The organism is Rhizobium sp. 05L419 (assembly GCF_056397845.1).
Window position 1 is genome coordinate 153,571 of the sequence record NZ_JBFTOF010000007.1, and the last position, 26,330, is coordinate 179,900.

23 protein-coding genes are annotated in these 26,330 nt (G+C 57.9%); 10 read left to right on the forward strand and 13 right to left on the reverse strand.

The features are described from left to right. Positions 1-471 precede the first annotated feature (471 nt). Positions 472-1,497: a hydroxyacid dehydrogenase gene (locus tag AC1DMK_RS11860; RefSeq protein WP_037061852.1), complete on the reverse strand. Its 1,026-nt coding sequence runs from the start codon at positions 1,495-1,497 to the stop codon at positions 472-474. A gap of 290 nt (positions 1,498-1,787) precedes the next feature. Further along, the gene (locus AC1DMK_RS11865; RefSeq protein ID WP_477859162.1) at positions 1,788-2,684 is read right to left on the reverse strand and encodes a LysR family transcriptional regulator; all 897 of its coding nucleotides are present in this window, start codon (positions 2,682-2,684) and stop codon (positions 1,788-1,790) included. Between the two features lie 131 nt (positions 2,685-2,815). Here AC1DMK_RS11865 and AC1DMK_RS11870 point away from each other — a divergent pair, with 131 nt between their 5' ends. Further along, positions 2,816-3,997: an MFS transporter gene (locus AC1DMK_RS11870; RefSeq protein WP_477859163.1), complete on the forward strand. Its 1,182-nt coding sequence runs from the start codon at positions 2,816-2,818 to the stop codon at positions 3,995-3,997. Positions 3,998-4,100: 103 nt separating this feature from the next. Next, positions 4,101-4,934, forward strand: a complete 834-nt coding sequence (locus AC1DMK_RS11875) for an aldo/keto reductase (RefSeq protein ID WP_477859165.1) — start codon at positions 4,101-4,103, stop codon at positions 4,932-4,934. 55 nt (positions 4,935-4,989) lie between these two features. On the opposite strand, the gene AC1DMK_RS11880 is transcribed toward AC1DMK_RS11875, so the two are convergent. The 3 genes from AC1DMK_RS11880 to AC1DMK_RS11890 form a co-directional block, all read right to left on the reverse strand. Beyond that, positions 4,990-6,636, reverse strand: a complete 1,647-nt coding sequence (locus tag AC1DMK_RS11880; RefSeq protein WP_477859167.1) for a GMC family oxidoreductase — start codon at positions 6,634-6,636, stop codon at positions 4,990-4,992. Between the two features lie 157 nt (positions 6,637-6,793). After that, positions 6,794-7,462, reverse strand: a complete 669-nt coding sequence (locus AC1DMK_RS11885; protein ID WP_477859169.1) for an HAD-IA family hydrolase — start codon at positions 7,460-7,462, stop codon at positions 6,794-6,796. Between the two features lie 33 nt (positions 7,463-7,495). Next, on the reverse strand, positions 7,496-7,873 hold the full coding sequence (locus AC1DMK_RS11890) for a VOC family protein (protein WP_477859171.1): 378 nt from the start codon (positions 7,871-7,873) through the stop codon (positions 7,496-7,498). A gap of 230 nt (positions 7,874-8,103) precedes the next feature. On the opposite strand from AC1DMK_RS11890, the gene AC1DMK_RS11895 reads away from it, so the two are divergent. The 3 genes from AC1DMK_RS11895 to AC1DMK_RS11905 all read left to right on the forward strand — a co-directional run bounded on the left by AC1DMK_RS11895 (position 8,104) and on the right by AC1DMK_RS11905 (position 10,416). Then, positions 8,104-8,802, forward strand: coding sequence for a glycosyltransferase (locus AC1DMK_RS11895; protein ID WP_477859173.1), 699 nt, complete (start codon positions 8,104-8,106; stop codon positions 8,800-8,802). A 78-nt stretch (positions 8,803-8,880) separates the two neighbouring features. Then, complete coding sequence (locus tag AC1DMK_RS11900; protein ID WP_080725490.1) at positions 8,881-9,336, forward strand: acyltransferase; 456 nt, start codon at positions 8,881-8,883, stop codon at positions 9,334-9,336. Positions 9,337-9,564: 228 nt separating this feature from the next. Then, positions 9,565-10,416 carry a 3-deoxy-manno-octulosonate cytidylyltransferase gene (locus tag AC1DMK_RS11905; protein ID WP_477859175.1) on the forward strand — a complete coding sequence of 284 codons (852 nt, stop codon included), beginning with the start codon at positions 9,565-9,567 and terminating at the stop codon, positions 10,414-10,416. A gap of 223 nt (positions 10,417-10,639) precedes the next feature. Here AC1DMK_RS11905 and AC1DMK_RS11910 read toward each other — a convergent pair whose 3' ends face one another. Further along, positions 10,640-11,068 (reverse strand): hypothetical protein, encoded by a 429-nt coding sequence (locus AC1DMK_RS11910; RefSeq protein ID WP_477859176.1) that lies wholly within the window; start codon positions 11,066-11,068, stop codon positions 10,640-10,642. A 144-nt stretch (positions 11,069-11,212) separates the two neighbouring features. On the opposite strand from AC1DMK_RS11910, the gene AC1DMK_RS11915 reads away from it, so the two are divergent. The 5 genes from AC1DMK_RS11915 to AC1DMK_RS11935 all read left to right on the forward strand — a co-directional run bounded on the left by AC1DMK_RS11915 (position 11,213) and on the right by AC1DMK_RS11935 (position 17,030). Next, the gene (locus AC1DMK_RS11915; protein WP_037062040.1) at positions 11,213-12,142 is read left to right on the forward strand and encodes an aldo/keto reductase; all 930 of its coding nucleotides are present in this window, start codon (positions 11,213-11,215) and stop codon (positions 12,140-12,142) included. A gap of 237 nt (positions 12,143-12,379) precedes the next feature. Further along, positions 12,380-13,132, forward strand: coding sequence for a transporter substrate-binding domain-containing protein (locus AC1DMK_RS11920; protein WP_477859179.1), 753 nt, complete (start codon positions 12,380-12,382; stop codon positions 13,130-13,132). Positions 13,133-13,141: 9 nt separating this feature from the next. Next, the gene (locus AC1DMK_RS11925; protein WP_477859181.1) at positions 13,142-14,518 is read left to right on the forward strand and encodes a GGDEF domain-containing protein; all 1,377 of its coding nucleotides are present in this window, start codon (positions 13,142-13,144) and stop codon (positions 14,516-14,518) included. Between the two features lie 200 nt (positions 14,519-14,718). Continuing rightward, the gene (locus AC1DMK_RS11930; RefSeq protein ID WP_477859183.1) at positions 14,719-15,501 is read left to right on the forward strand and encodes a TIM barrel protein; all 783 of its coding nucleotides are present in this window, start codon (positions 14,719-14,721) and stop codon (positions 15,499-15,501) included. Between the two features lie 188 nt (positions 15,502-15,689). Then, positions 15,690-17,030, forward strand: coding sequence for an LLM class flavin-dependent oxidoreductase (locus tag AC1DMK_RS11935; RefSeq protein ID WP_477859185.1), 1,341 nt, complete (start codon positions 15,690-15,692; stop codon positions 17,028-17,030). A 301-nt stretch (positions 17,031-17,331) separates the two neighbouring features. Here the strand turns inward: AC1DMK_RS11935 and AC1DMK_RS11940 are convergent, their stop codons facing one another. The 7 genes from AC1DMK_RS11940 to AC1DMK_RS11970 form a co-directional block, all read right to left on the reverse strand. Beyond that, complete coding sequence (locus AC1DMK_RS11940; RefSeq protein ID WP_477859187.1) at positions 17,332-18,402, reverse strand: ABC transporter ATP-binding protein; 1,071 nt, start codon at positions 18,400-18,402, stop codon at positions 17,332-17,334. A gap of 15 nt (positions 18,403-18,417) precedes the next feature. After that, positions 18,418-19,938, reverse strand: coding sequence for a DUF5060 domain-containing protein (locus AC1DMK_RS11945; RefSeq protein ID WP_477859189.1), 1,521 nt, complete (start codon positions 19,936-19,938; stop codon positions 18,418-18,420). Positions 19,939-19,970: 32 nt separating this feature from the next. Next, a complete protein-coding gene (locus AC1DMK_RS11950) occupies positions 19,971-20,855 on the reverse strand; it encodes a carbohydrate ABC transporter permease (RefSeq protein WP_196246749.1) in 885 nt (294 codons plus the stop codon). Beyond that, positions 20,852-21,751 (reverse strand): carbohydrate ABC transporter permease, encoded by a 900-nt coding sequence (locus tag AC1DMK_RS11955; RefSeq protein WP_477859192.1) that lies wholly within the window; start codon positions 21,749-21,751, stop codon positions 20,852-20,854. Before AC1DMK_RS11955 ends, AC1DMK_RS11950 begins: the two co-directional genes overlap by 4 nt. Before the next feature lie 95 nt (positions 21,752-21,846). Next, positions 21,847-23,100, reverse strand: a complete 1,254-nt coding sequence (locus AC1DMK_RS11960) for an extracellular solute-binding protein (RefSeq protein ID WP_037061828.1) — start codon at positions 23,098-23,100, stop codon at positions 21,847-21,849. 342 nt (positions 23,101-23,442) lie between these two features. Continuing rightward, a complete protein-coding gene (gene apnL, locus AC1DMK_RS11965; protein WP_477859194.1) occupies positions 23,443-25,299 on the reverse strand; it encodes a D-apionate lactonase in 1,857 nt (618 codons plus the stop codon). Then, positions 25,296-26,330, reverse strand: coding sequence for a Gfo/Idh/MocA family protein (locus AC1DMK_RS11970; RefSeq protein ID WP_477859196.1), 1,035 nt, complete (start codon positions 26,328-26,330; stop codon positions 25,296-25,298). Before AC1DMK_RS11970 ends, apnL begins: the two co-directional genes overlap by 4 nt.

Here is a 26,330-nt window from a genome sequence, read left to right on the forward strand (position 1 = left end):
GGGCTATGCATTCAGGACCGATCCCCACTGTCACCGGACAAAGCCGATCGACCAATTCGATCCAAGATGCGATGAGCCCGTGCTCGGCTACAGGGATTTCTGTCCACCACTTTGGCTTGGCATCGCCACGTGATCGGCGCCGGTTGATCAATGCCGGGATATCTCCGCTCTGGACTGTGGTCGGCTGCTGCGCGGCAAGCGCATAGCGCATGGCTGCCGTGCGGAAACCTGCTTGTCGTTTAGGCTAAAACAGCCTGTATAAATATTCATCGAAGCGATGCACCTCCTCCCGCAGAGCTTCGTGTTTGCAGGCGCCTCACTCCTCCTCAAAGGGCGCCTGCGCGAACAGCAGCACTCCTCCTCCCAGCTGCTGTTCAACTATTTCAAATAGCCTGCCGCACCTCCTCCCGCGGCAGGCTTTTTCTTTTGTGCATTGCTCCACGCAAATTGGCTGTCACATCGTTGTCGCGTCTACGACACCGATACGGGCTTTGACCTCAGCCTGCTCGCCGTTGCGGGGTCGGCGCGGCGGCAAAGCTGCGGCGGCAAACCTCTCATGATCAGTTCGGCGTCAGCCACTGCCATTGCGCCGATCTCGTAGAATGCGTCGCGCGTGCCGCCTGTGCGGTGCGCCGAAAGAAGAAGGCCGGGGATCTGCCGGACAGGATCGTCTGCGGCCACCGGTTCGTCGGGGAACACGTCAGTCGCCGCCCTGATACGTCCGGAGCCGACTGCGTCCAGCATTGCCGGGAAATCCACCACGGCAGCGCGGCTCATCAGCAGAAATGCCGCCCCTGGCTGCATCAGCGCAAATTCCCGACGGCCGATGAAGCCCTCGTTTTCGCTTGTGACGCTGGCGAAGACAAAGACAATGCGACTTTCGCGCAAAAGCTCGTCAAGGTCGCTTCTGATGCAGTCGAGCCGTTCGATCGCTTCCCTTGGAAGCCATGGATCGAAGACCCTGACGGTATTCCTGAACGGCCTTATGAGTTCCCGCAACTGCTTGCCGAGGTCGCCGAAGCCGACAATGCCGACTGGGGCGCCGGAAAACCGGAAGACACCTCGATTACCAGCAAGACCGTATTCTTCTGTCCCGGCGCGAAAGTCGCGGTCGGCCGCGGTGATGCCGCGCGAAAGATCAAGCGCCATGCCGAGCGCCGCTTCCGCGACGGGCGACGCGAAGGCAGACGCCGGCGTGATCACCCAGATGCCCCGCTCGACGCATGCCTGGTAGTCGATATTCGGCATGAAGTTGGATTCAACGTTGATGATCGCCTTGAGTTTCGGGGCCTTGTCGAGGCGCTGCTTGGGCATGTCCGTCTGCCCAAAGATCAGCACAGTCTCGGGAAGCAGCGCTTCGACCTGCTCGTCCGGCATCTGGCGATCTTCCGAAACGATCACCTCACCGAGTTCTTCCAGGCGCGCACGCACGTCAGGCGTCATGATGAGCTCAAGCGTTCTGGGCAAAGGATCGACTAGAATGATGTTGCGGCTCATGGTTCCTCCCAGATATCCAGCGTAGAAGAATTATCATCAAAGCGCTTTTGGCAAAGCGTTTTTCGCATCCTTGGGCGCACAACGGGAAAGGGGTGGAAGCCTCCGTGTGCCACTGGCCGATCGATGAGGGGCAAGGCTCTTTTGCAAGTCGATCTGGGATATGCATGATGATCTCGAGGTCGGGCTTCGCGATATGACGCCTCCGCCTCACCCGATCCACGCTGTGTTTCGGGGGAGGCTTCGAGACAACCGGCCGATATCCCGCAACGGTCGTTGCAACGTGTTTGAGGCTATCTTATACGCTCGACAAGGAAGTCGATAAAAGCACGTATTCTCGTCGCCAGATGCTCATGTCCGGGGTAGACGGCATGGATCCGTTCTATGTCTTCGGGGTTAAATTCCTCGAGCACGGGAACCAGCGTTCCGGCATCGATGTCAGGCTGAACATGAAACCGGCCCACACGGGCCAAGCCGGCTCCCTGAAGGCAAAGCGCTCGCACAGTGGGACCGTTGTTGCTTTCGAAATTCCCATGAACAATCTTCAGGAAGCTGGTTCCTGAAACAGGATCTCGAAACGGCCATTCCTCCCAGGTCGGTCTGAAACTGAAGGTAAGGCAATTGTGCTGGTCCAGTTCATCCGGACTGGAGGGTCTGCCGGCGGAAGCGAGATAGGCCGGCGACGCCACGATGATACGGCGGCTCTCCAGGAGCTTTCGTGCTTTCATCGCGGTATCTGTGAGGTCGCCGGACCGGATTGCCACGTCGGCGCCTTCGCCCACGATGTCGATGAGGCCGTCCGTCAAGGAGAGTTCCAGCTGGACCTCCGGATACTTGTCGAGAAAATCCTGAATGATGGGAACCACATAGCGCACGCCAAACGCCACGGAGACACTGACCCGCAGCCGACCCCGCGGCACCACCACTCCCCCCGCCGACACGACCTGTTCCGCCTCGTGGATGTCTTCGAGAATGCGCTTTGCGCGCGCGAAGTAGACTTCGCCTTCCGGTGTCAGCCGCAACTGGCGGGTCGTGCGGACGACCAGCCGGGTTCCAAGCCGTTCTTCGAGCCTGGTGACAAGCTTGCTGACGGCGGAGGGCGATAGCCGCAGTTGTCGTCCTGCAGCTGAAAAGCTCTGCAGTCTCGCGGCCTGTATAAAGACTTCCATCTCACCCGCCCGGTTGTCCACGACCACTCCTGTGAATTTGTTTCATAAGTATTTGGACGATATATCGCCTTATCGGGATAGTGAATGCCCTGCATATACCAGTCCGACATCTCAACCGCCGACCATTCGGCTCGTTCAAGCGGACCAACGCCATGCCAATTGCTCTTTTTGCACTGACCCTCGCAGCCTATGCGATCGGAACCACCGAATTTGTGATTGTCGGACTTTTGCCGACGGTTGCGTCAGATCTGCACATCACGCTTCCACTCGCTGGGTTGATCGTCAGCGTCTATGCACTTGGTGTTACCTTCGGCGCACCCGTGTTGACGGCGTTGACCAGCCGGGTGGAGCGAAAGCCTCTCCTCCTCGGTCTGATGGCGCTCTTCGTCGCCGGGAATATGATCGCGGCGCTTTCGACCAACTATCAGATCCTCCTCATTGCTCGTATCCTGGCAGCCTTTGCGCACGGCGTCTTTTTCTCCGTGGGTTCCACCATCGCTGCCGACCTGGTGCCGGAGGATCGCCGTGCATCAGCGATCGCGATGATGTTCATGGGCTTGACCGTGGCAATCGTGACCGGGGTCCCGATCGGCACGCTCATCGGGCAGACGTTCGGTTGGCGGATGACTTTCTGGGCAGTCACCGGCTTGGGCGTCGTAGCCTTTGTCGGCATCGCAGCGCTGCTGCCCAATAACCTCAGCAAAGCGGAGCCCGCAAGGCTGCTCGATCAAGTCCTGGTGCTTGGGTCCGCACGCCTTCTCATTGTCTTTGCAATGACCGCGCTGGGCTACGGCGGTACGTTCGTCGCGTTCACCTATCTTGCGCCCATCCTGCAGCAGGTGACCGGCTTTTCGGAGGGCGGCGTCAGCCTGATCCTCGTCGTCTACGGCATCGCAATCGCGATCGGCAATATCGTCGGCGGCAGGATCGCCAACCACGATCCTGTCAGGGCGCTGATTATCCTGTTTGCCCTTCAGGCCATCGTGCTTGTTGTCTTCAGCTTCACGTCGGTGTCCCCGGTCCTGACGGTCGTCACGCTTGCTGCGCTTGGTTTTCTGCAGTTCGCCAATGTACCGGGTCTGCAGCTCTATGTCGTCCAACTTGCCAAGCAATATCGCCCCGGCGCGGTCGACGTGGCCTCGGCGCTCAACATTGCCGCCTTCAATCTAGGGATCGCAATTGGTGCCTGGCTCGGCGGTCTCGTTGTCGCATCCCCGATTGGCCTGACCGGGACGCCGTGGATCGGTGCGATCCTGGTCGGCGGCGCTCTGCTCCTGACGATCTGGAGCGGCTCGCTCGACCGGAACGCGACGCCGGAACTCAAGGCCGCTTAAACTTCGGCGACGGCGACCCCGTTGCAGGAAGTCCATCAAATCTGCGTCCGAACATCCAATTATCTGCTGCCCTTCAGGCTGCGGAACCACAAGGAGAAACGAAATGCATGACGTAAACGCCAACGGCGCTTCGATCCCGGCTCTTGGCTTCGGCACCTTCCGTCTGCCGGGCCCGGATGTCCTCAAAATCCTGCCGCATGCGCTGAAGATCGGCTTCCGCCACATCGACACCGCGCAGATATACGGCAATGAAGCGGAGGTCGGCGATGCCATCAAGTTGTCAGCCGTCGCGCGCGGCGACATTTTCCTGACCACCAAGGTCTGGGTCGAAAACTACCGGCCCGCGACTTTCGTCACGTCGGTCGAGGAGAGCCTGGCGAAGTTGAAGACGGACTATGTGGATCTACTGCTGTTGCATTGGCCGAATGATGCCGTACCTCTCGCAGATCAGGTCGGAGCACTCAACGCCGTGAAGGATGCAGGCAAGGTTCGCCACATTGGAGTGTCCAATTTCAACACCGCGTTGATGGCCGAATCAATCAAACTCAGCACGTCACCTCTCATCACCAACCAGATCGAGTATCATCCCTACCTTGATCAAACGCCCATCCTCCAAGCCGCAAAGGAGGCGGGTATGGCTGTCACCGGCTATTACGGGATGGCTGATGGAAAAGTCTTCATCGATCCGCTTCTCAAGGACATTGCGGCTTCGCACAACAAATCCGTTGCGCAAGTGGTGTTGCGCTGGCTGGTCCAGCAGGACGGGATCGTCGCCCTGTCCAAGACGGTTGGCGAGGCGCGAGCTTCCGAAAACATCGAGATCTTCGACTTTGCTCTCACCGCCCAGGAGATGGCCGCGGTTCACGCTCTCGCGAAGCCGGACGGCCGGATCGTCAGCCCGGACGGCCTTGCACCAGTCTGGGATGCTGCAGCCTGAGGACTATCTGCGTGAGAAGGCACGATTGTCTTCTCATGCAGCCCGCAGGGACGCTTCAACCCCTGGAAACGGGCCCCGAGACCGGCTGGTGGTCGGCCGCTATCAACTCTGAAGCTTTGGACCCGATGGCCATGGCAGGCGCGTTCGTATTGCCAGAGGGTATGAACGGGATGATGGAGCAGTCGATGACCCGCAGTCCTTCTATGCCGCGCACCCGCAATCGCGTATCGACGACTGCCATAGGGTCTCTGTCGGGCCCCATGCGCAGACTGCCTGAAGGATGGTAGTTGGTCTTGACCGTCTCGCCGGCAAATCTGGCCAGCGCACCTTCGTCCTGCAGCGCCTTGCCTGGCAGGAGCTCGACGGCGATCTTCGATTTGAACGGTTCCGTCTCCAGAAGATCTCTCGCGGTCTTCAGCGATGCGAGCGTCAGGCGAAGATCATCGGGATGGCCGAAGAAATTGCAGTCGATCACGGGTTGGGCGGCGGGGTCTGCCGAACGAAGTCTGACGCTCCCGCGGGCCCTGGGGCGCAGCAGACACGAGGTGAACGTGACCCCATGGGTCGGTTTTGCGCAAGAGACGTCTCGATCGAGGTAGACGATCGGTGCGCAGTAGAGCTGGATCGTTGGCCGCTCGCCACCGTCCGGGTCGTAGAACAGGCAGGCCTCGATGCCCGTCGTCGTCACGGGACCGGAATTGAAGAGCAGATACTGCAGGCCGTTACGGATCATCGGCCAACCCTTGTCCTCGCCGAAGTAGCCGGATTTTGCCTTGGTGGTCGCGACGACAGGAACCTCGTGATGGTCCTGCAGGTTTGCGCCTGCGCCTGGAAGATCGGCGTGAACCTCAATGCCATGCTCGCGCAGATGATCAGCCGGCCCGAGACCGGACAACATCATCAGCTTGGCGCTATTATAGGTTCCCGCGGCGACAAGAACCTCGCGGCCGGCGTGAACCGTGTGGTTTTCTCCGTTCCTTTTGTAGATCAAGCCAACGGCGCGTCCGTTTTCGATCAGGATGCGGTCGACGCGCGCATCCGTTACGATCTCCAGGCGCTTGTCGCCCGCAAGCGGATCGAGGAACGCCTTCTTCGCATCCGAGCGTGCTGTCCGGCCGCCCCATGTCCCGAAGGTGTGCTGCATGATACCGACGCCGTTTTGCCTGGCGCCGTTGAAATCCGGATTGTAGGGATGGCCAAGTCCCTGCGCCGCGAGGATGAAGTCTTCGGTCGTATCGGAGATGTGGCGCGGCTCCGAAATACGCAGATTGCCCGATATGCCGTGATACTCGTTGTTGAAACGCGTGTTGGCCTCGACATATTTGAAATGCGGAAGCAGGTCGGCGTAGGACCATTCGCTGCTGCCGCCGAGATAGGATGCCCAGCCATCGTAGTCCTCCTTCTGGCCGCGCATATACACCATCGCATTCACGGCACTGCCGCCGCCAAGGACCCTGGCGACTGGAACGATGGGGCCACGGCCGCCGAGCTGCGGCTGGGGCACGGTGTGATGCATTTCCAAAAAATCGTCGCGAGCCAGATATTTCATGTAGCCAGCGGGGAAGCTCATCAAACGCGCGATCCGGCGAGGCCCGCGCTCGATCATCAGCACGGAGAATCCGAAATCGCGCACCAGTCTCATCGCTGTAACGCATGCCGCCGAACCGCCACCGGCGATGATGAAATCGAAATTCTCCGCCAAAGCTCGTCTCCGGCCCAAAATGACTGTTATGCGCGATGAGATTCGCACGCCGCGTATAGGAGTACGCGGCCAGGCGAGAAAGGCAACGGCACCCACGACGACAGCGCACGACATTCTCACGTGCGAAAAGGGAGTGCTCAGAACCTTGATCGCGCGACTAAGCTCGCCTTATCCCGATCTTTCCGTCGTTGTAGAGGACGGGCTTTACGTCATCGTAAGACGATAGTGTCGGGTGAGCGGTTTCGATCTGGTGATGCTGTGCGGCGGTTACGACCATCACATCCGCGCCCGCTGCTTCGCCGGCCAGAATACCCGCATGAACGTCTTCAAAGACAAGGCACGCGCCGGGATGCGCGCCCAAGCGTTCTGCCGCGAGAATGTAACAGCGCGGATCAGGTTTGCCGATTGCAACATCCTCGGCGGTTACGATGGAGGTTGGCACGGGTAAGCCGGCTGCCTCCAGTCGACGCCGAGCGAGACGTAGAGGTGAGGACGTAACAATGGTCCACCGCCCCGGCGCGAGTGCAGCCAGGAAAGCCAGCACACCAGGTAGTGCGACAAAGCCCTCGACGTCGTCAATTTCCGCCTCGGTTATCGCTGCAGCTTCCCGCTCGGGATCGATACCCGGCAACCCAAGGCGGGCTATCGTGTCGATGCCGCGTGAACCGTGCATGGTCGGAAGGAATGCATCGACATCCAGCCCCTGCCGTTTTGCCCATCTGCCCCAAACCCGTTCGGCTGAAGCAAGAGAATTAAGGATCGTCCCATCCATATCGAACAAGAAAGCCGCGTAGGGCTTGTCGAATGACGCGGGTATTTGGGGCATTGCGAGAGGCTTTCTTGAGCAGGGCGCCGCGGCTCAGTCCGGCATTCGGTAATAGGCTTCCAGCCTGTATCCGTCCGGATCTATGACGAAGGCCGCATAGTAGGTTTGTCCATACTCTGGCCGAACACCGGGCGGTCCATTGTCGCTCCCGCCGGCGGCAAGTGCCCTGGTATGGAACTCTCTGACAGCGTTTTCGCTGGGGGCGACAAAGCAAAAATGAAGTCCGGAGTCCATATCCGCAACGACCGGCCGCAAAGCCTGGGCAACCCAGAAGGATACCCTTTCAGGGCCATAGCCCAACATCCGTTCCGATTTGGACAGCCTCTCATACCCGATCGCCGCAAGGGCAGCGTCGTAGAAGGCCTGTGAACGGTCCAGATCGGCGACGCCAATTGATATGTGGTCGAACATGCTGCGATCTCCCTGCCGATATGGGATACGACAGCCCGCGCGATGTCAACAGATGATCCAGACGCACTTGTCCGCGGCCAACCGCGTCCCTTGCCCGAGACGTCCCCACCGGATGCCATGGCCATCTATGGTTGAGCAGTATTACTAATATAGCGTATTGACACGCAAGCATCCATCCGTCCAAATTGCCAGGGTTAAGCTCAGGTCGCGGCAACGAGGAGACGTGATTGATGGCAGATTTGTCAGTCTATATTGGATGGGATTCCCGTGAAGATATCGCATACGAGGTCGCCAAAACAACTTTGCTCGAAAATGCCTCTATCGATGTCGATGTACATCCGATCAAACTGCAAGAGCTGATCGACCAGGGTGTTTATACCCGTCCGGTCGATCCGCTGGCCTCGACGGAATTCACCTACTCTCGCTTTTTTACGCCTTGGCTTGCGGGTTACAAAGGCTGGGCCCTGTTTTGCGATTGCGATTTTTTGTTCTTTGGCGATGTCGCCGAACTCGCTGTGTTCCAGGACGAATCAAAGGCGGCCTGCTGCGTCCACCACGACTACGTCCCGAAGGAAGGCGTGAAGATGGATGGCAAAGTGCAAACGACCTATCCAAGAAAGAACTGGTCGTCCTTTATGCTCTTCAACTGCGAGCACCCGTCAACCAGGACGCTGACGCCCGAGCTTATCAATACGCAAACCGGAGCGTTTCTGCATCGTCTCCAATGGGCAGCCGACAGCGAGATCGGGCAGATTCCGGAGGAATGGAACTGGCTTGAGGGGTGGAACACGAAGCCATCCGCCGGCTTTCCCAAGGGGGTCCATTATACGAACGGCGGCCCTTGGTTCCACAACTGGCAAGACGTCGAGTATGCGCAGATCTGGCGGGACAAAGCGCGCGCGATTGATCCACAGTTCGTCCCTGTGTGACACGTGAACCTCGGATTTCTGGTCAAGCTGCGTTCGTATTGTTCGAGTGGGTCTTTAACGATCGGGAAAAGGCCGAACATGCGCTACTGGCCGCGGCTGCGCTGGGAGCAGGGCAAAATCGAGATCGGGGACCACATCTGGACCCGCTGTGGGATCGTGATCGACGCGCAGAATGGTGACATCAAGATAGGAAACAACGTCTCGATCAACGACTATTCCATCTTGCTGGGGCATGGTGGCATCACGGTCGGCAACAACGTCCGTATCGCCGCTCACGTTGCGATCGCCTCGTTTGAACACGCCTACGATGATCCTGCCGTTCCGATAAGGCATCAAGGTATCAAGAAAGCGCGTGTGATCATTGAAGACGATGTCTGGATCGGCGCGGGTGTGAAGGTATTGGCGGGTTGTCACCTTGCCCACGGGTGCGTCATCGGGGCCAACAGCGTCGTCAAGGGGGAAACGGTCCCTTTCGGCGTCTACGTCGGAGCGCCTGCCCGCCTCATCAAATTGAGGACAGATCAGCACGGCTGACGAGTTTCGTTGCTTCAGACACACGTTGATCGGCTGTAAAAGTAGAGTAATGTTACCGCAATCACAGATAGCTGCGTCGTTAAAACCGCTGGGAAAGCTCAGATGACCTTAAGACCCGGCGAGTAAAAAGACATCTTTCATCACACTGTGAGGAAAGATGTTCGAATGCACGACGTTCAGAACGCGAGAAGATCCGACAACAGGGTTCACGATATGATGGATACTACGATGTCGAGCATTCGCTCCGAGGAATGGATGTCGCTCTTTCTGGGCTATAGCGACATCGTATTGGTCGCAAACAGCGAGGAGGTTGTCATAGCTGACCTCATGTCGCGCTTCCCGGAAGCTACGCTCTTCATCTTCTTCAACAAGGTTTACAAGGTTTTGCATGAGCCGTTCACGCGCAAATCGCTTCTCGTCTCACGAAGCGGAACGCTGGGTGCAAACCTTGTGAAAAGTGGCAAGGTGCCCAAGGTTCTGCAATATTTCGAAACGAGCAGCTTCCTCGGCGTTCTCAATCTAACGATTGGAAACAACGAGCAGTTCAGTCCTGCTGCTGCATTTGGCGATGTCAAAGTCAGGCACGTGGACCTGGAGGAACTGTTCGCTCCTTTTTATCCCCGCGCCAAAGTCGCGACGACGGGCTTTGCACTGTGCTATTGGCTCACAACACTGGACCTTGGTGCAAAGATAACGCTGGCGGGTTTCTCGTCGAAGCGAGGCGAGCGCTACAAGGTTCTGGACGTCCACGACTGGACATTCGAGCGGGTGCTCTTGCGTCTGCTCTATCGCAGCGGGAAGATCGACATAATCGAAAGCCCGCTAGCCAATCCATATGCCGAGCTTGCTGCACATTTTCCCGAATATTCTCCAGCGGAGATCGCCCTGACGGCAAACGAGGTGCTTTCAGAGCGCCTGGAGAATTTGAGTTCGGTCGTTGATCGGCTGATGCATGTGACGCGCTTCCTTCGCTTTCTTGATCGGACATTCCACAGGCTGAAGCCGAAGACCCGGAAAGAACGGCTTTGGGAGCGGATGGAGGGCAAAGGAGACCACGACGCCCGATCGGGCGGGACTTGAGATTGATGCTGCCGACAATCGCATCGCCAATGAAGGCATGCTCAGTCGGCCGTACGGCCACAGCTTGAGAAAAGTGGTGAGGCCTTCGTTCAAGGGGGGTGACGCTTAGACCCGGACTGCTGGTGGTGTTAGGGATCGGTGTGTACGTGGCGATTTGGCTCGTCGCCATATGGTGATCGACGAATCGTTGCCCGTGCCGGGGGAACGTCCAGGAAAGCCCGGTTCAATGCTCTCGAAGGGAACTCGCGATCAGAGGCACATCGGCACTTCTGGCCGCGATAGCTGCGGCTTGGCGAAGGAGGGCGCGGCGGGCGGGCACGGCTTCGTTTTGAAGACTGATCTCAGCCGTTCCTGTGATGCGGTATCGGCCGCACTCGGTACAGCTGATCTCGCGTTGGTCACCGATCTTCGGCAATGCTTCGCCGCATCTTCCCATGCATACAGGACAGGTCTGGCTGATCCAGTTCATCTTGCTCCCCCGGAACTCACGCACAGCCAACAAACGATATGACGAGCCGCGCAGCAATTCGTCAATTTGGAGGGTCGGCCAGAAGGTGGTGGTGCGTCCGCATGCAGCCATGGCCACAAGGACGCAGATCGCGACCACCGGCAGATGCGGGACATGGTGGGAGACTTCAGTCGCGGCAAACATTGGCGCGCCGCGGCCCTGCTGCGTGGTCCCAGACCAAACAGCCGTTCTTGTTACCTGTTGCCTTTGGGCTATCTTGCGACCACCGAATCGAAACCGATGAATTCGGCTCATCTCTCAATTGCCGCAAATCGTGGAGCTGCCAAAATGAAGACATTCGAGCTCGCCAGGTCCGGAATCCAGGTCTCGAGCGTCATCCTCGGCCTGATGCGCATCGCCTCGTTGGAAGATGGTCATATTAGATCGCTTTATAGGACGGCGCGAGAAAGCGGAATCAACGTTTTCGATCATGCCGACATATACGGCGGCGAGCCCCACCGGTGCGAGGCGCGCTTCGGAGCGGCGATCGGCATGTCTGCGGCAGAACGCGAAGAAATCGTGGTGCAGAGCAAGGTCGGGATTAGGCCTGGTTTCTTTGATTTTTCAAAGGAGCACATCCTGCAGCGTGTCGACGGGTCGCTGGCTGCGCTCAAGACCGAATATCTCGACATTCTGCTCCTGCATCGCCCCGATGCCTTGGTCGAGCCGGAGGAAGTCGCCGAAGCGTTCGAGACGCTACACAGTGCAGGGAAGGTCCGGCATTTTGGCGTATCCAACCACACGCCCGGGCAGATTCAGCTTCTAAAAACGGCGGTTAGCCGACCGCTTGTTGCAAATCAGATTCAGCTGAGCGTTGCTCATGCACCGTCCATTGCATTTGGCGTGGCCGCAAATATGGCGGACTTCGATCAATCGGTGGATCGGGATGGCGAGCTCGTCAACTACAGCCGCGTCAACAATATGACCCTGCAAGCCTGGTCTCCGTTCCAGAGGGGCTTCTTCGGTGGCGTCTTCGTTGACGACCGGGAGAATTTCCCAGAGTTGAACGTTGTGCTTGATGAATTGGCGGCGAAATACGGGGTTTCTGCCTCGGCGATCGCCGTGGCTTGGATCGCACGCCATCCGGCGAACATTCAAACTGTTCTCGGCACGACCAATCCGGAGCGCGTGAAGGGTTCTGCGGCTGGCGCGGATGTCTCGCTGTCTCGGCAGGAATGGTATCGTCTGTTCACATCGGCCGGCTATACGCTGCCGTAATCCTTGCCAGCGCCAAGCGGGACGGTGGATCAGCCACTGTTTCAGACACATGTCGCATAGGAAGCCAACCCTGCTTGCAACCTGGTTTACGTCAACTCCGCAAGCCGTTCTCGAGCAGAACCTGCCCAGGCCACAATCGCCCAACCAAATCTTGCGGATAGCAAGACTTCGAGGGGTTAATTGAGGATTTCCTTAGTCATTTGGCGCGATCATGGTTTCAAACGGAGAACTGCGACAATGCGATCTATTATCCTTGCCATAGGTTTTCTGTTGATCGTTGCTTCCGCTGCGTCTTCAACCGACCGCTTGCGGGTAGCCACCGAGGGTGCCTATCCCCCTTTCAATTTCGTTGACGACAGCGGAACGCTGAAGGGATTTGACGTCGATATCGCCAAGGCACTGTGCAATCAGCTCCATGCAGATTGCACATTCCAGGCCGTCCCGTGGAATCAGATAATCGAGGGCCTAGAGGGTGATAAGTACGACTTGGTCGTGGCGAGCATGGCCTACACCAAGGAACGTGCCGAGCGGATGGAATTTTCGGCCCCATACTATCGGTCCCATTCCGTGTTGATCGGAGACTCCGAGAAGTTCACCGACAGTGCTCCTGCAGCATTGGCGGGGGTGCGCATCGCCGCAGCCGAAGGGACTATTCAGGCCGACTACGCAAAGCAGGCCTACAAGGAGAGTATTACGGTTCTCGCCAAAGATCAGCCCTCGGCTCAAGAGCTGCTGGCCGGGAAGAAGGCTGACTTGCTGATTGGTGATGCGATCGAGCTTTTGAGCTTCATGCAAACACCGGAAGGCTCCGAATATGGCTACGTCGGAGATCCGATATCCAGCGATTTCCTCCAGAGCTCCGCACACATCACCGCCAGGAAAGGTAACTCCGCTCTCGTTCTAAAAGTGAATGAGGCTCTTAAGCAGATCAAGCTCAACGGCGTGTACGACAAGATCAACGATCAGTACTTTCCCTTTAGCATCTACTAGGGGAAACCGTTGAAAGAACCTCGCTTATCGAAGCCGCACGAAATTTCGCTCCGGTCGGCAGGGCGCATCCTGCTGGCCGTGGTGGTTATCTATTCTGCAGTTGCGGCGGCTGGAGCTGCGCTTTTGCTGACCAGAATCGAACACGAGGCGATCGCCACTCGCGAACGCCAAATTCCGCAAATCCTTTCACAGACCCGGAACGCGGTAAAAATCGAGCGCTTGTCGTCGCTTGTGCGGGCGCTTTTTCTCACGAAGGACCGACGTCTGGAACGCCAACTCCAACTGCAAATTCAAGCGCTGGCGCAGGGTTTCGGATTTGAAGGAGCGTCATCTCTGGTTGACGGATCTCGCGAGGTCGCGAACCTCGCCAAAGTCATCGTGAACGTCCATGATGGTCAGCGGGACCATTTTGCCAATCAGGCCGTCGAGCAGCCGAGTGCTGAAACGTCCGGCCAGTCGACGAAAGACCTGATCGCCTACGAGGGCGCGATGCGGGTCATTGATACCATGGGTAAGGAGGTAAGCGGCAATTCCGCCTTGGTTGCCGACGACATCGCCGGAGGGATCCAAAAGAGAGCGGTCGCTGTTCGTTACCTGGTAATCGTCGTTCTCAGCGTGCCGGCGCTCTTTGTCGCGCTACTGTTGTTGCTCGCTCGCCGCCACCTTGCGGCTCCAATCGTCGCTGCCATCAGAAACCTTGACCGGGTCGGCAATGGCGAGACATTGGAATTGGCGAAGAACAGACCTGTACTCAGGGAACTGGCGTTGATCGGCGACGCGATTGTTTCTTACGGAAACACCGCCAGCGAGCTTCGACGCACGAATGTGGTGTTGCAGGCCCTCGCAGAAACGGACCCTCTGACAGAGTTGGCAAATCGTCGGACATTCGAAAAATTCTTGATTGCCGCCATTCAGCGCGCGTCTCCCGACGCTGGTCCTGCGGTTCTCCTCATCGATATCGACCATTTCAAATCGATCAACGACCGGTTCGGTCACCCCACGGGTGATCGTTGCTTGAAATCGCTTGCCTTTCTTCTTGCCAACATTCCGGATCTGTCGAACGCTCTCCCAGCCAGATTTGGCGGCGAAGAGTTTGTCCTGGTCTACGATGCGCCATCAGCCGATCACGCACTTGAGTATGCGCGCTTTCTCTGCAGGAAGATCGAGCAGCTGGAGACGGAAAGCGTTGACGGAACGATTGTGCGATTTACAGGAAGCATCGGCGTGTCCTTCACAACTTCGCCAACGGTGGACCTAACCAGTCTTCTAGAAAGGGCCGACCGGGCGCTCTACTGCGCCAAGCGGTCCGGACGAAATCGGGTAGAAGCCGACCCTTTCGTGGACCATGGGGACGCGAAACAGGCGCGATCCCAACGAATCCCATAGATCTGTCGTTGGGGATTTCTGCGTGGAAGATGCCGCCGCGCGTGCGTTCTTCATGGGCTTTTGCGGGCTGTCTGTCGCACGGGCAATCTCACGCCATTTCCTTCGAAGCCCAGTGTGGTACCTTCCGTTTTGAATTGTTCCTGGGGGTCCGATTTTCCGATCTGGTTCCGAAACACGCTCCGACTTGAGGTCTAATCTGCATGAATTCGGCATTCCAGCTAGCCGCTTGCGCCGAGATGCTGTGGCGCGATCAGCCGATCGAATGGCGGGTGAGCAAATTGAAGGATCTGGGTTTCGGTGTCGGCCTCTGGAACTGGCCGGAACACGATCTGGCCAAGCTCGCAGAAACGGGCGCCACCTTTACCATCATGAACGGCTACTTGCAGGGTCGTCTCACTGACGATGAAGGCGCCGCCGAGCTCCTGAAGTCCGCACGCCAAACGGCGCAGGTTGGCAAACGCCTGAATGTGCGGCGTCTCAATCTTCACGGAACAGGTTTGGGCGAGGGCGGTTTGCCTGTCCAGCCGGTCGAGTTGATCACCGGGTCAATGTGGCTGAAAGCACGAGATACGCTTTGTCGTATCGTCGAATTGGCTGAAGAAGAAGATGTCACGTATACGCTTGAAAATCTGAACCTGTCAGTCGATCATCCGGGTGTGCCGTTTGGCCGCGCCGAAGACACGCTTGCTCTCGTTTCGAGCGTGAACCATCCCCGGTTGCGGCTTAATCTCGATCTCTATCATGCACAGATCGGCGAGGGTAATCTGATCGAGCTCTGCCGGAAATGCCTTCCATGGATAGGAGAGGTCCAGGTCGCCGACGTTCCCGGTCGAATGGAACCAGGCACCGGCGAAATCAACTGGAAAGGCGTTGCGCGCGCCTTGAAGACAATGGGCTATGCGGGGCCGGTCAGCATGGAGGCGTTTGCCTCCGGAGATCCCGAAGTAGCCCTGGCGTCCTTCCGCGAAGCGTTCACGGTTTGAAGGCACAAAGATCGGATCCGACCACGGCGGCCGGGAGGATTTCGGATCGAGGCTGATGGCGGTAGAGATCTTCACGATGTCTTCCGGTTTTTCATGGCGGGTCGGAAAATCTGCCTCGCCGCTCCCTAGATTGGAGAAAGGCCACGCGGCCGCGCGATTGCCAAAACAGATATTGAAAGCGAGATACGATGGGCAGCAGGGAGAAGTTACATCTGGGGGCATTCATACGGCCGGTCAGTTTGCATACGGGTGCATGGCGATATCCCGGATCCTATCCTGACGCCAACTTCAACTTCCAGCATCTCGTGTCCTTTGCTCAAAAGCTCGAGGCGGCGAAATTTGACGCCTTCTTCATGGCAGATCACCTGGCGGTTCTCAACATGCCGACAGAGGCGTTGAAACGAAGCCACACTGTGACGTCCTTCGAGCCTTTCACGCTCCTGTCGGCAATTGCTGCGGTGACCAGCCGGATCGGGCTAGTCGCTACCGCTTCCACGACATTCGACGAACCTTACCACGTGGCCCGGAGATTTTCATCGCTCGATCACATCAGTGGCGGCCGGGCGGGCTGGAACATTGTCACGACGTCCAATCCGGACGCGGCATTGAATTTCGGTCTCGATGAGCAAGTCGAGCACGGCGAACGATACCAACGCGCGCGGGAATTCTACGACGTCGTCACGGGTCTTTGGGACAGCTTCGCCGACGACGCCTTCATACGCGATGTCGAGTCCGGCCTGTTCTTTGATCCTGCAAGGATGCATATCCTCAATCACAAGAGTAACGAATTCAGCGTTCGTGGGCCGTTGAACATTGCACGAGCGCCGCAGGGCTGGCCGGTCATCGTACAGGCAGGACAGTCCGACCCCGGCCGACAACTGGCTGCGGAAACCGCCGAGGTGGTATTCTGCGCCCCGCGGGACTTGCTTGCTGGGCAGGCGCTCTATGCGGATATAAAGGGACGGATGCGGAACGTCGAGCGTGATCCAGATCATCTGAAAATTCTTCCTGCCGCCTTCGTCATCATCGCCGATACCGTCGATGAGGCGCGGGGCAAACGGGCCAAACTCGATAGCTTGGTATACTATGAGAGTGGCATCGCATCCTTGTCGATTGCCCTTGGCCACGACGCCTCAAAGTTTGATCTGGATGGGCAGTTGCCAAATATTCCCGAATCCAATGCAAGCAAAACCGGACAGGAGAACGTGCTGAAACTCGCCCGCGATGAAAAGCTGACGGTCAGGCAGCTTGCACAGCGATATGGCGGATACAACGGTCTTGCATTTGTCGGCACTCCACAGACGGTCGCGAACGAAATGGCTGAATGGTTGGCCACCAACGGCTCTGACGGGTTCAATATCGTGTTCCCCTATCTTCCCCAGGGTCTCGATGACGTCGTTGAACGCCTCGTTCCGGAGCTGCAGCGAAGAGGACTGTTCCGGGCCGACTATGAAGGGTCGACGCTGAGAGACCACCTTGGTCTGCCAAGGCCGGTGAACCGGTATTTCGACAATGCCCTCTCGCAATGATGCGAACGCCAGTCGGACGTGAACGTGACAATGGTGTTGTCTGGCATGTCCCGACGTTCAGACGATCATTGTGCCCTATTCGACTTGCACCATTGCATGCCCGGTTTGCTCCCGGGATGTCATGCCCCTTGCCAGTATGTATTTCAACATTGTGAGCTGTGTTCACTGCACACGATGGAGATGGTGAATGCAGGACTTTTTCCGGTTTCTTCCTGTGGCCAACGAAATGGCAGCCGAGCGCCCAGCAATTCCGTCGAGCTCAACGGTCCGATGCCACTGAATGTGGGGTGCGACGACGGAACTACGCCTCTACGCGCTGCTGAGTCTGTTGATCGAAGAAGTGAACCTTGGCTGTTTCGAACGAGAGCTTAAGACGCTGTTCAGGGACGAGCGCCACTCTCTCGCGCACCACCCAAGTGAGTTCCTTGCCTTCCACGTTGACGGCAACGTGGGTTTCCGAGCCAGTTGGTTCAATGACCTTCACGACCGCGTCGATACCGTCGTCGCCGCCGAGCGCGATGTCTTCCGGGCGGATCCCGAGCACCAAGGGCCTGTTTGCCGACGCGGTCGGGGCGCGTGACAGTTTTGCTCGGGAGCCACCTGCTAGCGTAAATGCAGGACCGCCGGAATCCTGTAAACTTCCCTCCAGGAAGTTCATCGCGGGCGAACCGAGGAACCCGGCGACGAACACGTTCCGCGGCCGATCGTACAGCTCCAAAGGGGTGCCTATCTGCTCGACGCGACCGCCCTGCAGAACAACGATCTTGTCGGCCATGGTCATGGCTTCGATCTGATCGTGAGTAACGTAGACGATCGTCGTCTTCAGGCGCTGATGAAGTGCCTTGATCTCCGCCCTCATCTTGACGCGCAACTTGGCGTCGAGGTTCGAGAGGGGTTCATCGAAGAGAAACACTTTTGGATCTCGAACAATGGCGCGCCCCATCGCAACGCGCTGTCGCTGGCCGCCGGACAACTGGGCGGGTTTGCGCTCAAGCAGAGGCTGCAGTCCAAGAATGGCCGCAGCCTCGCTGACTTTCTTGTCGATCTCCGGTCGCTTGACACCAGCGAGCTCGAGAGCGAACCCCATATTCTGGGCGACCGTCATCTGAGGGTAGAGCGCATAGTTCTGAAAGACCATCGCAATGTCGCGGTCTTTCGGCTGCAGATCGTTCACGACTCGACCGTCGATGCTGATCTGGCCGCCCGAAATTTCTTCCAGCCCGGCAATCATGCGCAGAAGCGTCGATTTCCCACAGCCCGAGGGGCCGACAAGAATGACGAACTCGCCATCGGCAATATCAACATCGACGCCGTGGATGATATCGACCGAGCCGAACGACTTCTTGACGTTCTTGATGTTCAATCCAGACATTTGGTACCCCTTCAACTAGCGCTTTGCGCGAACGCGCAGCGCCTGATGCGGCTTGCGCGGAATTACGACGCCAAAGGCCGCGTCCGGCTTTCCACCGCGCACGACTGCGCCATGGCGTACAGGATGTGTGATGGGGGCAGCTACCTTCTTGGCGGGCGTGACAGTCATTTCCCACGTGTCGATGAGGTCGACGTCGTAGTTGTCGCTATCCATGGGCAAACCAGATGACCAGATTACCGGCTGATGCTCGCCGAAATAGATCAGGCGGAAATCGCCGTCGCCATCACGTGCGCCAGAGACGCGTGACCAGGGCCATTGCGTCACTGGACCGAGCGGATCGAGACCGTTCTTGACATCCGCATCGAGGAGGTCGCGGAGGAAACCGATGCGCTTCCAGGCTTCTCCGTGGAGCTCGCCGCCCTTTGCCCACCATATTAGGTCTTCAGTATGGGAGTATGTCTCACCGTGGCCGGTGTAGCCACCACGCGTAGCTGTAATCCAGTAGCGGTGGACCAATTCCTGCGCAGTCAGGTTACCCCAGGACTCCAGAATGTCGCCTTCGTACTCCGGCTCGTCGTTCACTACGGGCTTGCCGTAGGTGTCGCGCCATTCCTGAGTACGTTTGACGTCGGGGTTCTGGATGCAGGTGTGCGTCACCCATGGTTTGCGGTGATCGTAGTTCGAGTTCACGTCGCCGTTGTGGATCGAACGGAGGTGCTGGTACGGGTCGTTTTCCTCCAGGATGTGGAAGTAGCGGTCCCACTGCGCCATCGGCTTGGTGTCGATCAGGAAGTCGTATTCGTTCGCCAGAGACCACCAAATGTTGCGATAGGCCGACAGGCGCGCTGCAAGGTAGGCGACATAGCGGTAGTCTTGCTGCGCGGACATGTCAGCATATCCCCACCGGTCATACGGGTGGAACATGATGATGTCGGCCTCGATCCCAAGTGCGCACAACGCAGCTACCTGCTTGTCAAAATGCTGGAAAAGTACTGGGTTCGGGCGATCAAAGTCTTCTTTTCCGTCAGCGCCCTTCTCGAAGCAGGCATAGAGCGGCTCATTCACGTTGTAGGGATAGTCCTTCGGGAAGACGCCCATGCGAATCTTGTTGAACTTCGTCTTTTTCAACGTCTCCAGCGTCTGCTGCTGCATCTCGAGCGGCTGATGCGTCCAGGCATAGCAAGTGGTCCCGAACGAGAAGAACGGTGTTCCGTCCGCATAGGCGAAATGGAACCTGTTGCGCACTCGCACTGGGCCGTGGTTGCCAGACGAGGGCATGGTGGCGACCAAGGACCCAGTCTTTCCGTCAAGCGTTGCGGTCTTGGAACTCGTCCGGAAAGACCATTCACCTTCGATGTCAGGCATGAAGCGCACGCGATAGGTGCCATCGCCGTCGTAAAATCCAGGCACCCGTACCTGGCGGCTCTTGTGCGCAAAGATGGCATCGAATGCCACATCGAGATAGGGGTTTCCGTCAGAGGGCCCTTTGAATGAAGCCTCGAACACTCCCCATCGTTCGACTGTTGCATTGGACATTGAATTCTCTCCTCGTAGAATATCTAGTTGTCTCAGCCCTTGACCGCACCGGACGTAAGACCGGACACGAAGTAGCGTTGGAACATGAGGTAGACGATCGTCGCTGGCAGAACCGTCATGACGATGGCCGCGTTGAGTTGTCCGTAGTTGCTGGAAAACTGTCCTTGGAACGACATCAGGCCGAGCGGCAGGGTCCACATGTGCTGATCCTGGAGCAGGACGAGTGCCATGGCGAATTCGTTCCAGGTGGAAACGAAGTCGAGAATGAGCAGTGCGGCGAGAACGGGCAGGCAGACGGGAAGGAATATCCGCCTGAAGATCGTGAAATGGGTCGCACCGTCAATGAGCGCCGCCTCCGACAGCTCCTTCGGAATCCCCTTGAAGAAACCGTGCAGGATGAAGACCTGATATGGAACACCGAAGGCGATGTAGGGAAGGATAACGCCCGGATAGGTGTCAATCAGCCCGAACGAATTTACCAGCGTGAATAGTGGCGCGAGCATCACCTGGAAGGGAATCATAGTGCCGAAGACGACAATCAGCAAAAGGAACTTGCTGAACTTGAGCTTGATCTTGGCCAGCGCGTAGGCCGCCATCGCCGAAAGCATCAGGCCGAGCGGCACCTTTATAACGGTAATGATGACGCTGTTGACGAACGAGTTCGCGAAGTTGCCCCGGCTCCAAGCGCCGCTGTAGTTGTCGAAGGCAAGCTCCGTCGGAGGCATGAACGCGCCGGTACTCGTCACCGCCGCAGGTGTCTTTAGCGAAGTGAAGACAATGAAGACGAACGGAGCGACCCATATCAGCGCGACGATCACGAGCGCGATCCAGAGACCGATCAGGATAGGATCCCGCCTCACGGAAGAGGGGGCGGCAGGAAGATGCATGCCGGTGGCTTGGGTCGGTACCGCTGTCACGATTCGGTCTCCTCGTGCTTCTGCGTCCATCTGAGGTAAGGGATGACAACCGCCATCGTGATCAGCAGCAGGACAACCGAGATGGCCGCGCCGCGACCAAAATCGAAGATCTGCATCGCCTGCGTGAACGCCCAAAGGGCAAGCATCTGCGTTGACTGGGCCGGGCCGCCACCGGTCAGGCCGTACACGATGTCAAACGCCTTGAGGGACGAGATGATGGAAAGCACCAGTACAATGGTGATGGTCGGACGCAAGGCCGGCACCGTCACGTGCTTGAACACAGCCCAGCGCCCGGCGCCATCGATGCGTGCGGCCTCGACGAGCGTCTGGGAAACGTTTTGCAGTCCAGCCAGGAACAGAACCATCGAAAATCCGACGGTTTGCCAGATGTAAGCGACGAAGACGGAATAGAGGGCGATGTCCCTGTTGCCCAGCCAGTCCTTGATCCAGGCCTGCATACCCCATGAGGTCAGTATCTGGCTGAAGAGGCCGAAAAATGGATMATACATCCATTTCCACATGGTCGCGACAGCTATGGGCGCGATGATAACCGGCAGGTAGAAGATGGCTCTAAGGCTGTTGCGTGCGAAGATCTTCTGATTGAGGCTGAGCGCCAACAACAGGCCGACCATCGGCGGAAAGACTACGCTCATCACAGTCCAGATGACCGTATTGCGGAAGGCCACCCAAAAGACGGGGTCTTTTGTAAAGATTGCCGTGTAGTTCGCTAGTCCGACGAATTGGCGGTTTGCATCCAATCCGTTCCATTTCTGGAAACTCAAAACCACGACGTTCAGCATCGGGTACAGGGCGAACACCGCGTAGATCGCCAGCGCTGGGACGAGCAGAATGAGCGCCTGTACGCGCGGATCATGTGTTGATTGACGAAGCGACATGGTCTCCTCCTGGCAGTGGAAAGACCCTGCCAGCTCATTAAATGGTACACCAGCCGACGGACGCTGAGATCGACCGGCTGGTGCTCTGGGAGGAATTAAGTCCGGCTTGCGATGAAGCTCTGGAGCTGCTTTGGCGCTTCCGCGGGCGCAACGTTGCCGGACGCGACTTCGTTGATGATGCGGAAGTATTCCGTGGTGACGTCAAGTGGGAAAGCCTGGTCGCCGTTCATGTACACCTTGCTGTACTTCTTGAAGATGTCGAGCCACTCGGCTTCAAGAGGCTTCTGGTTCGTGTACTGAACATTCTTGTTGACCGAGATCGAGCTGATCTGTCCGACCAGATCCTGCTGAACCTTGTCGGACAGGAAGTAGTCGAGGAATTTTGCTGCCAGGTCAGGATTCTTGCTCTTGGTGCTGACGTAGTTGTACTCGGCAAACCCATAGAGGCGATCGGTGTTCGTCGGGAAGGGGAAGATGCCGTAGTCGTCGAGATTTGCGCCGCTGCCGTCGAGCTGGCTGACCAGCCAGTCACCTTCCAACATCATTGCAGCGCGGCCTGCCGTGAACAGGCTATAGGATTGCTTGTTGTCGATGCCCATGAAAGGCTGCAACGTGTAGTCCTTCGTCCACTTCGCAAATTCCGCGAAAGCGTCGGTCGCGCACGGCTCCTTGGTCCAGTCGACCTTCATCGCCTTTAGCGCGTCATGCTTCTCAGCACCGCATTTCGTTTCGAGGATAACGTCCATCAAGCGCATGACGTGCCAGTTGACGGTCCCACCGAACGTGAAGGCAGGAATACCCGCAGCCTTCAGTTTTTCTGCAGTGGCCAGGAATTCTTCGTAGGTTTTCGGCTCTTCCTTGATGCCAGCCTGCTCGAAAAGCTTCTTGTTGTAGTAAACGGCTTCGCCTTTGAACGTGAAAGGCACACCGTGTTTGCCGCCCGGATAGAGGTCGGCGAATGCTGCAGCCGACGGCAGCAGCTCGTCGTTCCACTTGTATTCTGTGTAGTACTTGTCGAGAGGCAGCGACAGGCCCGCCTTAACGTACTCGCCGCCGAGGCCGAGGCCCGCCCAACTGAAATAGATGTCCGGGCCCTTGTCGGATCCCGCAGCGACGCGCAACGCGGTTTTATGCTCGTCCACGGCACGTTGGACAATTTCAACATGCGTGCCGGGGTTCGCGGCTTCGAAATCCGAGGCAATCTTCTTCAAAGCAACATTGGCAGCGTTGTTGTCGAAGTTGAGCGTCCACAGAGTGACATCGTCAGCCAACGCGGACGTCGCCGACAGGGCAGCCACGGCCATTGCAATGATGCTCGCAGACTTCAGTTTCTTAGATAGGGTCAGCATTACCGTCCTCCTCTTTGTAAGCCGAGACCCTTTTTGCAGATCAATATTGACATGTCAACTGGTATGACGAGATAACCATCATGACGCTCTGACGAATGACGATATGGCTTCGATCACTATTGCCGCCGACGCTGTCCCAGGATAGATGTGGCCTATCGAACGGTCTCCCAGCCTCAACGACCGCCCCTTAGCCGCCACCATCCCCCTTGTCGACGAGCAGCCCTGCGAGCCGCCCGTGTGGCTGCCGCAAGGCACGAATGAAGTGAGGCTCCATTTGCCCGCGCTCACGCCAATCCTCCCCTTCGAAGTCCGATGGCATCGATGCAGGTGGGGCAGCGGAGGTCAATGCGCAAGCGGCCGAACGGCGACGCCGAACGGCGCTATCGCCAAGCTCGCACCAGGCGGCGCAATACCGCTCGACCCGCAGTCGACCGTTTGCTCTTCGTTGGTCACGTTGACGATGTGAAGCTGCGAACCCGAAGGGCCAGTCGAGGCGAACGCAAGAACTTTTGAAGGCGAGGATGAGACACATTCCTGCCAGTTGCTTCCTGCCAATGCTGAGAGCTTGCGCACGGTGTTGAACAATGGACGCCGATCGCCTTCCTTGCAAGGCTCGTGCGGACCTGCCACTAGCCCGAAGGGACCGGTGAGCGCCGAGAGCGTCAAGCATTCCAGCTCTGCATCGAGCACACATATCGCATAACCGAGCGCGAAGGCTTCTGCGAAACGTCCGTTATGGCGAGGGTCTCGATTGGCCATTGGAATGCGATCGCCAGACGAATTTTCCATCGTCCGGCTCCCGTAGGGGTTCTGGCGCATCGGAATCGTAGAGGGGCCAATCCTGTAGGGTTTGTCGCCATAGATGGCACGAACCGAGCGGGTTATAAACGGCAAGGCTTCCAGTGTTTGCATGACGCTGACATCGTCGGCGGCATGCACGATCGGATTGGTGCAGTGACTGACGAAGCCTAGCCCGTCTGCGGGAACGCGCTTTCGGTTGAGTTCGGTAAAAAAGCTGAGCATGCCCCCGCCAATGCGGATGCCGGAAAACGCTGAATGCGCGGCGGCATAGACCTCTTCGAGGGGAGGGCACTCGGGCCAGTTGCTGCCGGGCGGCGTGGACTGCCGATCTACGGACGGCGAGATCATGATCGCGTCCGGTGTGAACGAGGCCGATCGAAGAATGTCAGCGATTTCTGCCGTCTCGATAGCCGGCGACCGCTTACAGGGCAGGGCGATCTCGAGCGTCGAACGACTGTGCCGGTCGTTCGCAATGGCCGCGAACTGTGCGATTGCGTCTATACCGTGGCCGGCATTTGGATCGAAATGAAAGAGGATTTCCTGAGGCGCTACCTCCGACAGCAGCGACTTGGCCGACAGCGTCGCATTGGCTTCCTCCGGAGTGACGATCAAGCCGATGCCCGGCATCGTCCCTGTACGTGTCCCGAGCTCAAGTCTGACAACCTCACTGGAAACCACGGCGGGCGAGCGGCTGCGACGGTCATCCTTGATGATCAGGGATGTCCTCTGCCGGACGGGGCTACCAGCTTCGATTTGATAGGGCCACGGGAGTGCGAGCGGTCGAACGTAAGTCTTGTACGATGCGTCCGACCAGTTGCGCTGGTCCTCCATCTCGAACGTATTTCCCTCCATACGGCATTCGGCCGTAACTTGGGGCGCGACGGTGTGGGTGATGGCGCGCATATCCTTGAAGGGCTGCCAAGGGTCGATCAGCTCGGGAAGGCTGGTCGTCTGGACGGTACCGTCGACGTGCTCGACGATAGCGGGCTTCCCGGCCACACCGACTATTGGGTGGAGGATACAGAATCCGCACCGGTTGGTCTCAAAACCCGTCTCCGAGATGGCGTTCGCCTCGAAATCGAGACGATCGGAGGTCCCGACGATCCGGACGTCGATCGCGAGCACCGTATTGTTCGGGCCGTCGCAGCGGGCACGGTAGGCGATCTCGAATCGATCCTTGTCCTGAGAGAGCAGAAGATCGGAAATCTCCGGACTGTACGTTCCCCAGTCACGATCGCGAACGAGGTATGAAATCGCTCTGAGGACTTCTGTCCCGTCGTAGCGGATGGTCCGAAGGCTGCCTTCGATCAGATCGGCTTCCAGCTTCCCGGCAGTGAGCCGGACGGCAGGAGTTTCGACGACATGTGTGCCGTGCAGTGCGAAAGGATCGACCGTCATCGTAGCAAGGCTCCGACATCCACCGTCTGTCCCGTCGCAGCGCTCTCGTAGGCTCCTTCGACAAGAGCGAGTGTTTTTAGATTGTCTGCTCCCGAAGTCGAGTGTTCGGCACCTCGCCTCAACTGCTCGACCCAGTGCTGCTGGATCGCGTAGACGCTTTCCTGGATGTTGTGCCAGGGTCGCGATGCCCACGATAGCAACTTGGGGGAGACGTCAGTCGTACGCGTGCCATGAGCATTGGTGACTTCGAGTTGATAGCCCTGGCTGAGCCGAATGGTTCCGTCGTACCCGTCGACTTCGATCAATGTTTCGGGGAAGGGCTCTTTGGACAGCTTTGTGGCGTAGCTGACGTCGACGATCGATGTCGCTCCACATTCATGGTCGAGTAGGATGGTTGCTACGTCCTCGCCCTTTATCTTTGGATTGACTCGCTTGGTGCGTGCCGTCAGCGTTTTTACATCGCCAAGAATGTAGCGGGCGATATCGAGTGTATGAATGCCGAGATCCTCGATGATGAAGCGCTCTCCTTCTGCGAGGTATGGCTGGCCCGAGAACACATCGTAGCCGGAGCGGAATGAAAAGCGGCCCCAGAACGGCGCACCGATCGCACCCTCGTCAAGGGCCCTTCGAACAGCTTGGACGGGTGTCTGCCAGCGAAAGTTCTCGTGTACCATCAAGGGAATGCCGGCGCTTCGGCAAGCTTCGACCATTGCCTTTGCATCAGCAAGCGTTCTGGCAAAGGGTTTCTGGCATATCACTGGGATGCTGTTGCGGGCGGCCATCTCGACGAGCGGCCGGTGGCTGGGAACGGTCGTGGCGATATCGACAAAATCGAAGCCGCCGTCGGCAAAAAGGGTATCGGCGTCCCCGTAGCGGCGCTGGATGCCAAATTTATCCCCGACCGCCTTAAGGCGCTCCGGATCGCGGTCGCAGATCGCGACGATCGTTGCTCCATCGACATCGTTCCACGCGTGCATCTGGTTGACCGCGAAAAAGCCGCAACCGATCAATGCACCGTTCAATTTCGTCAT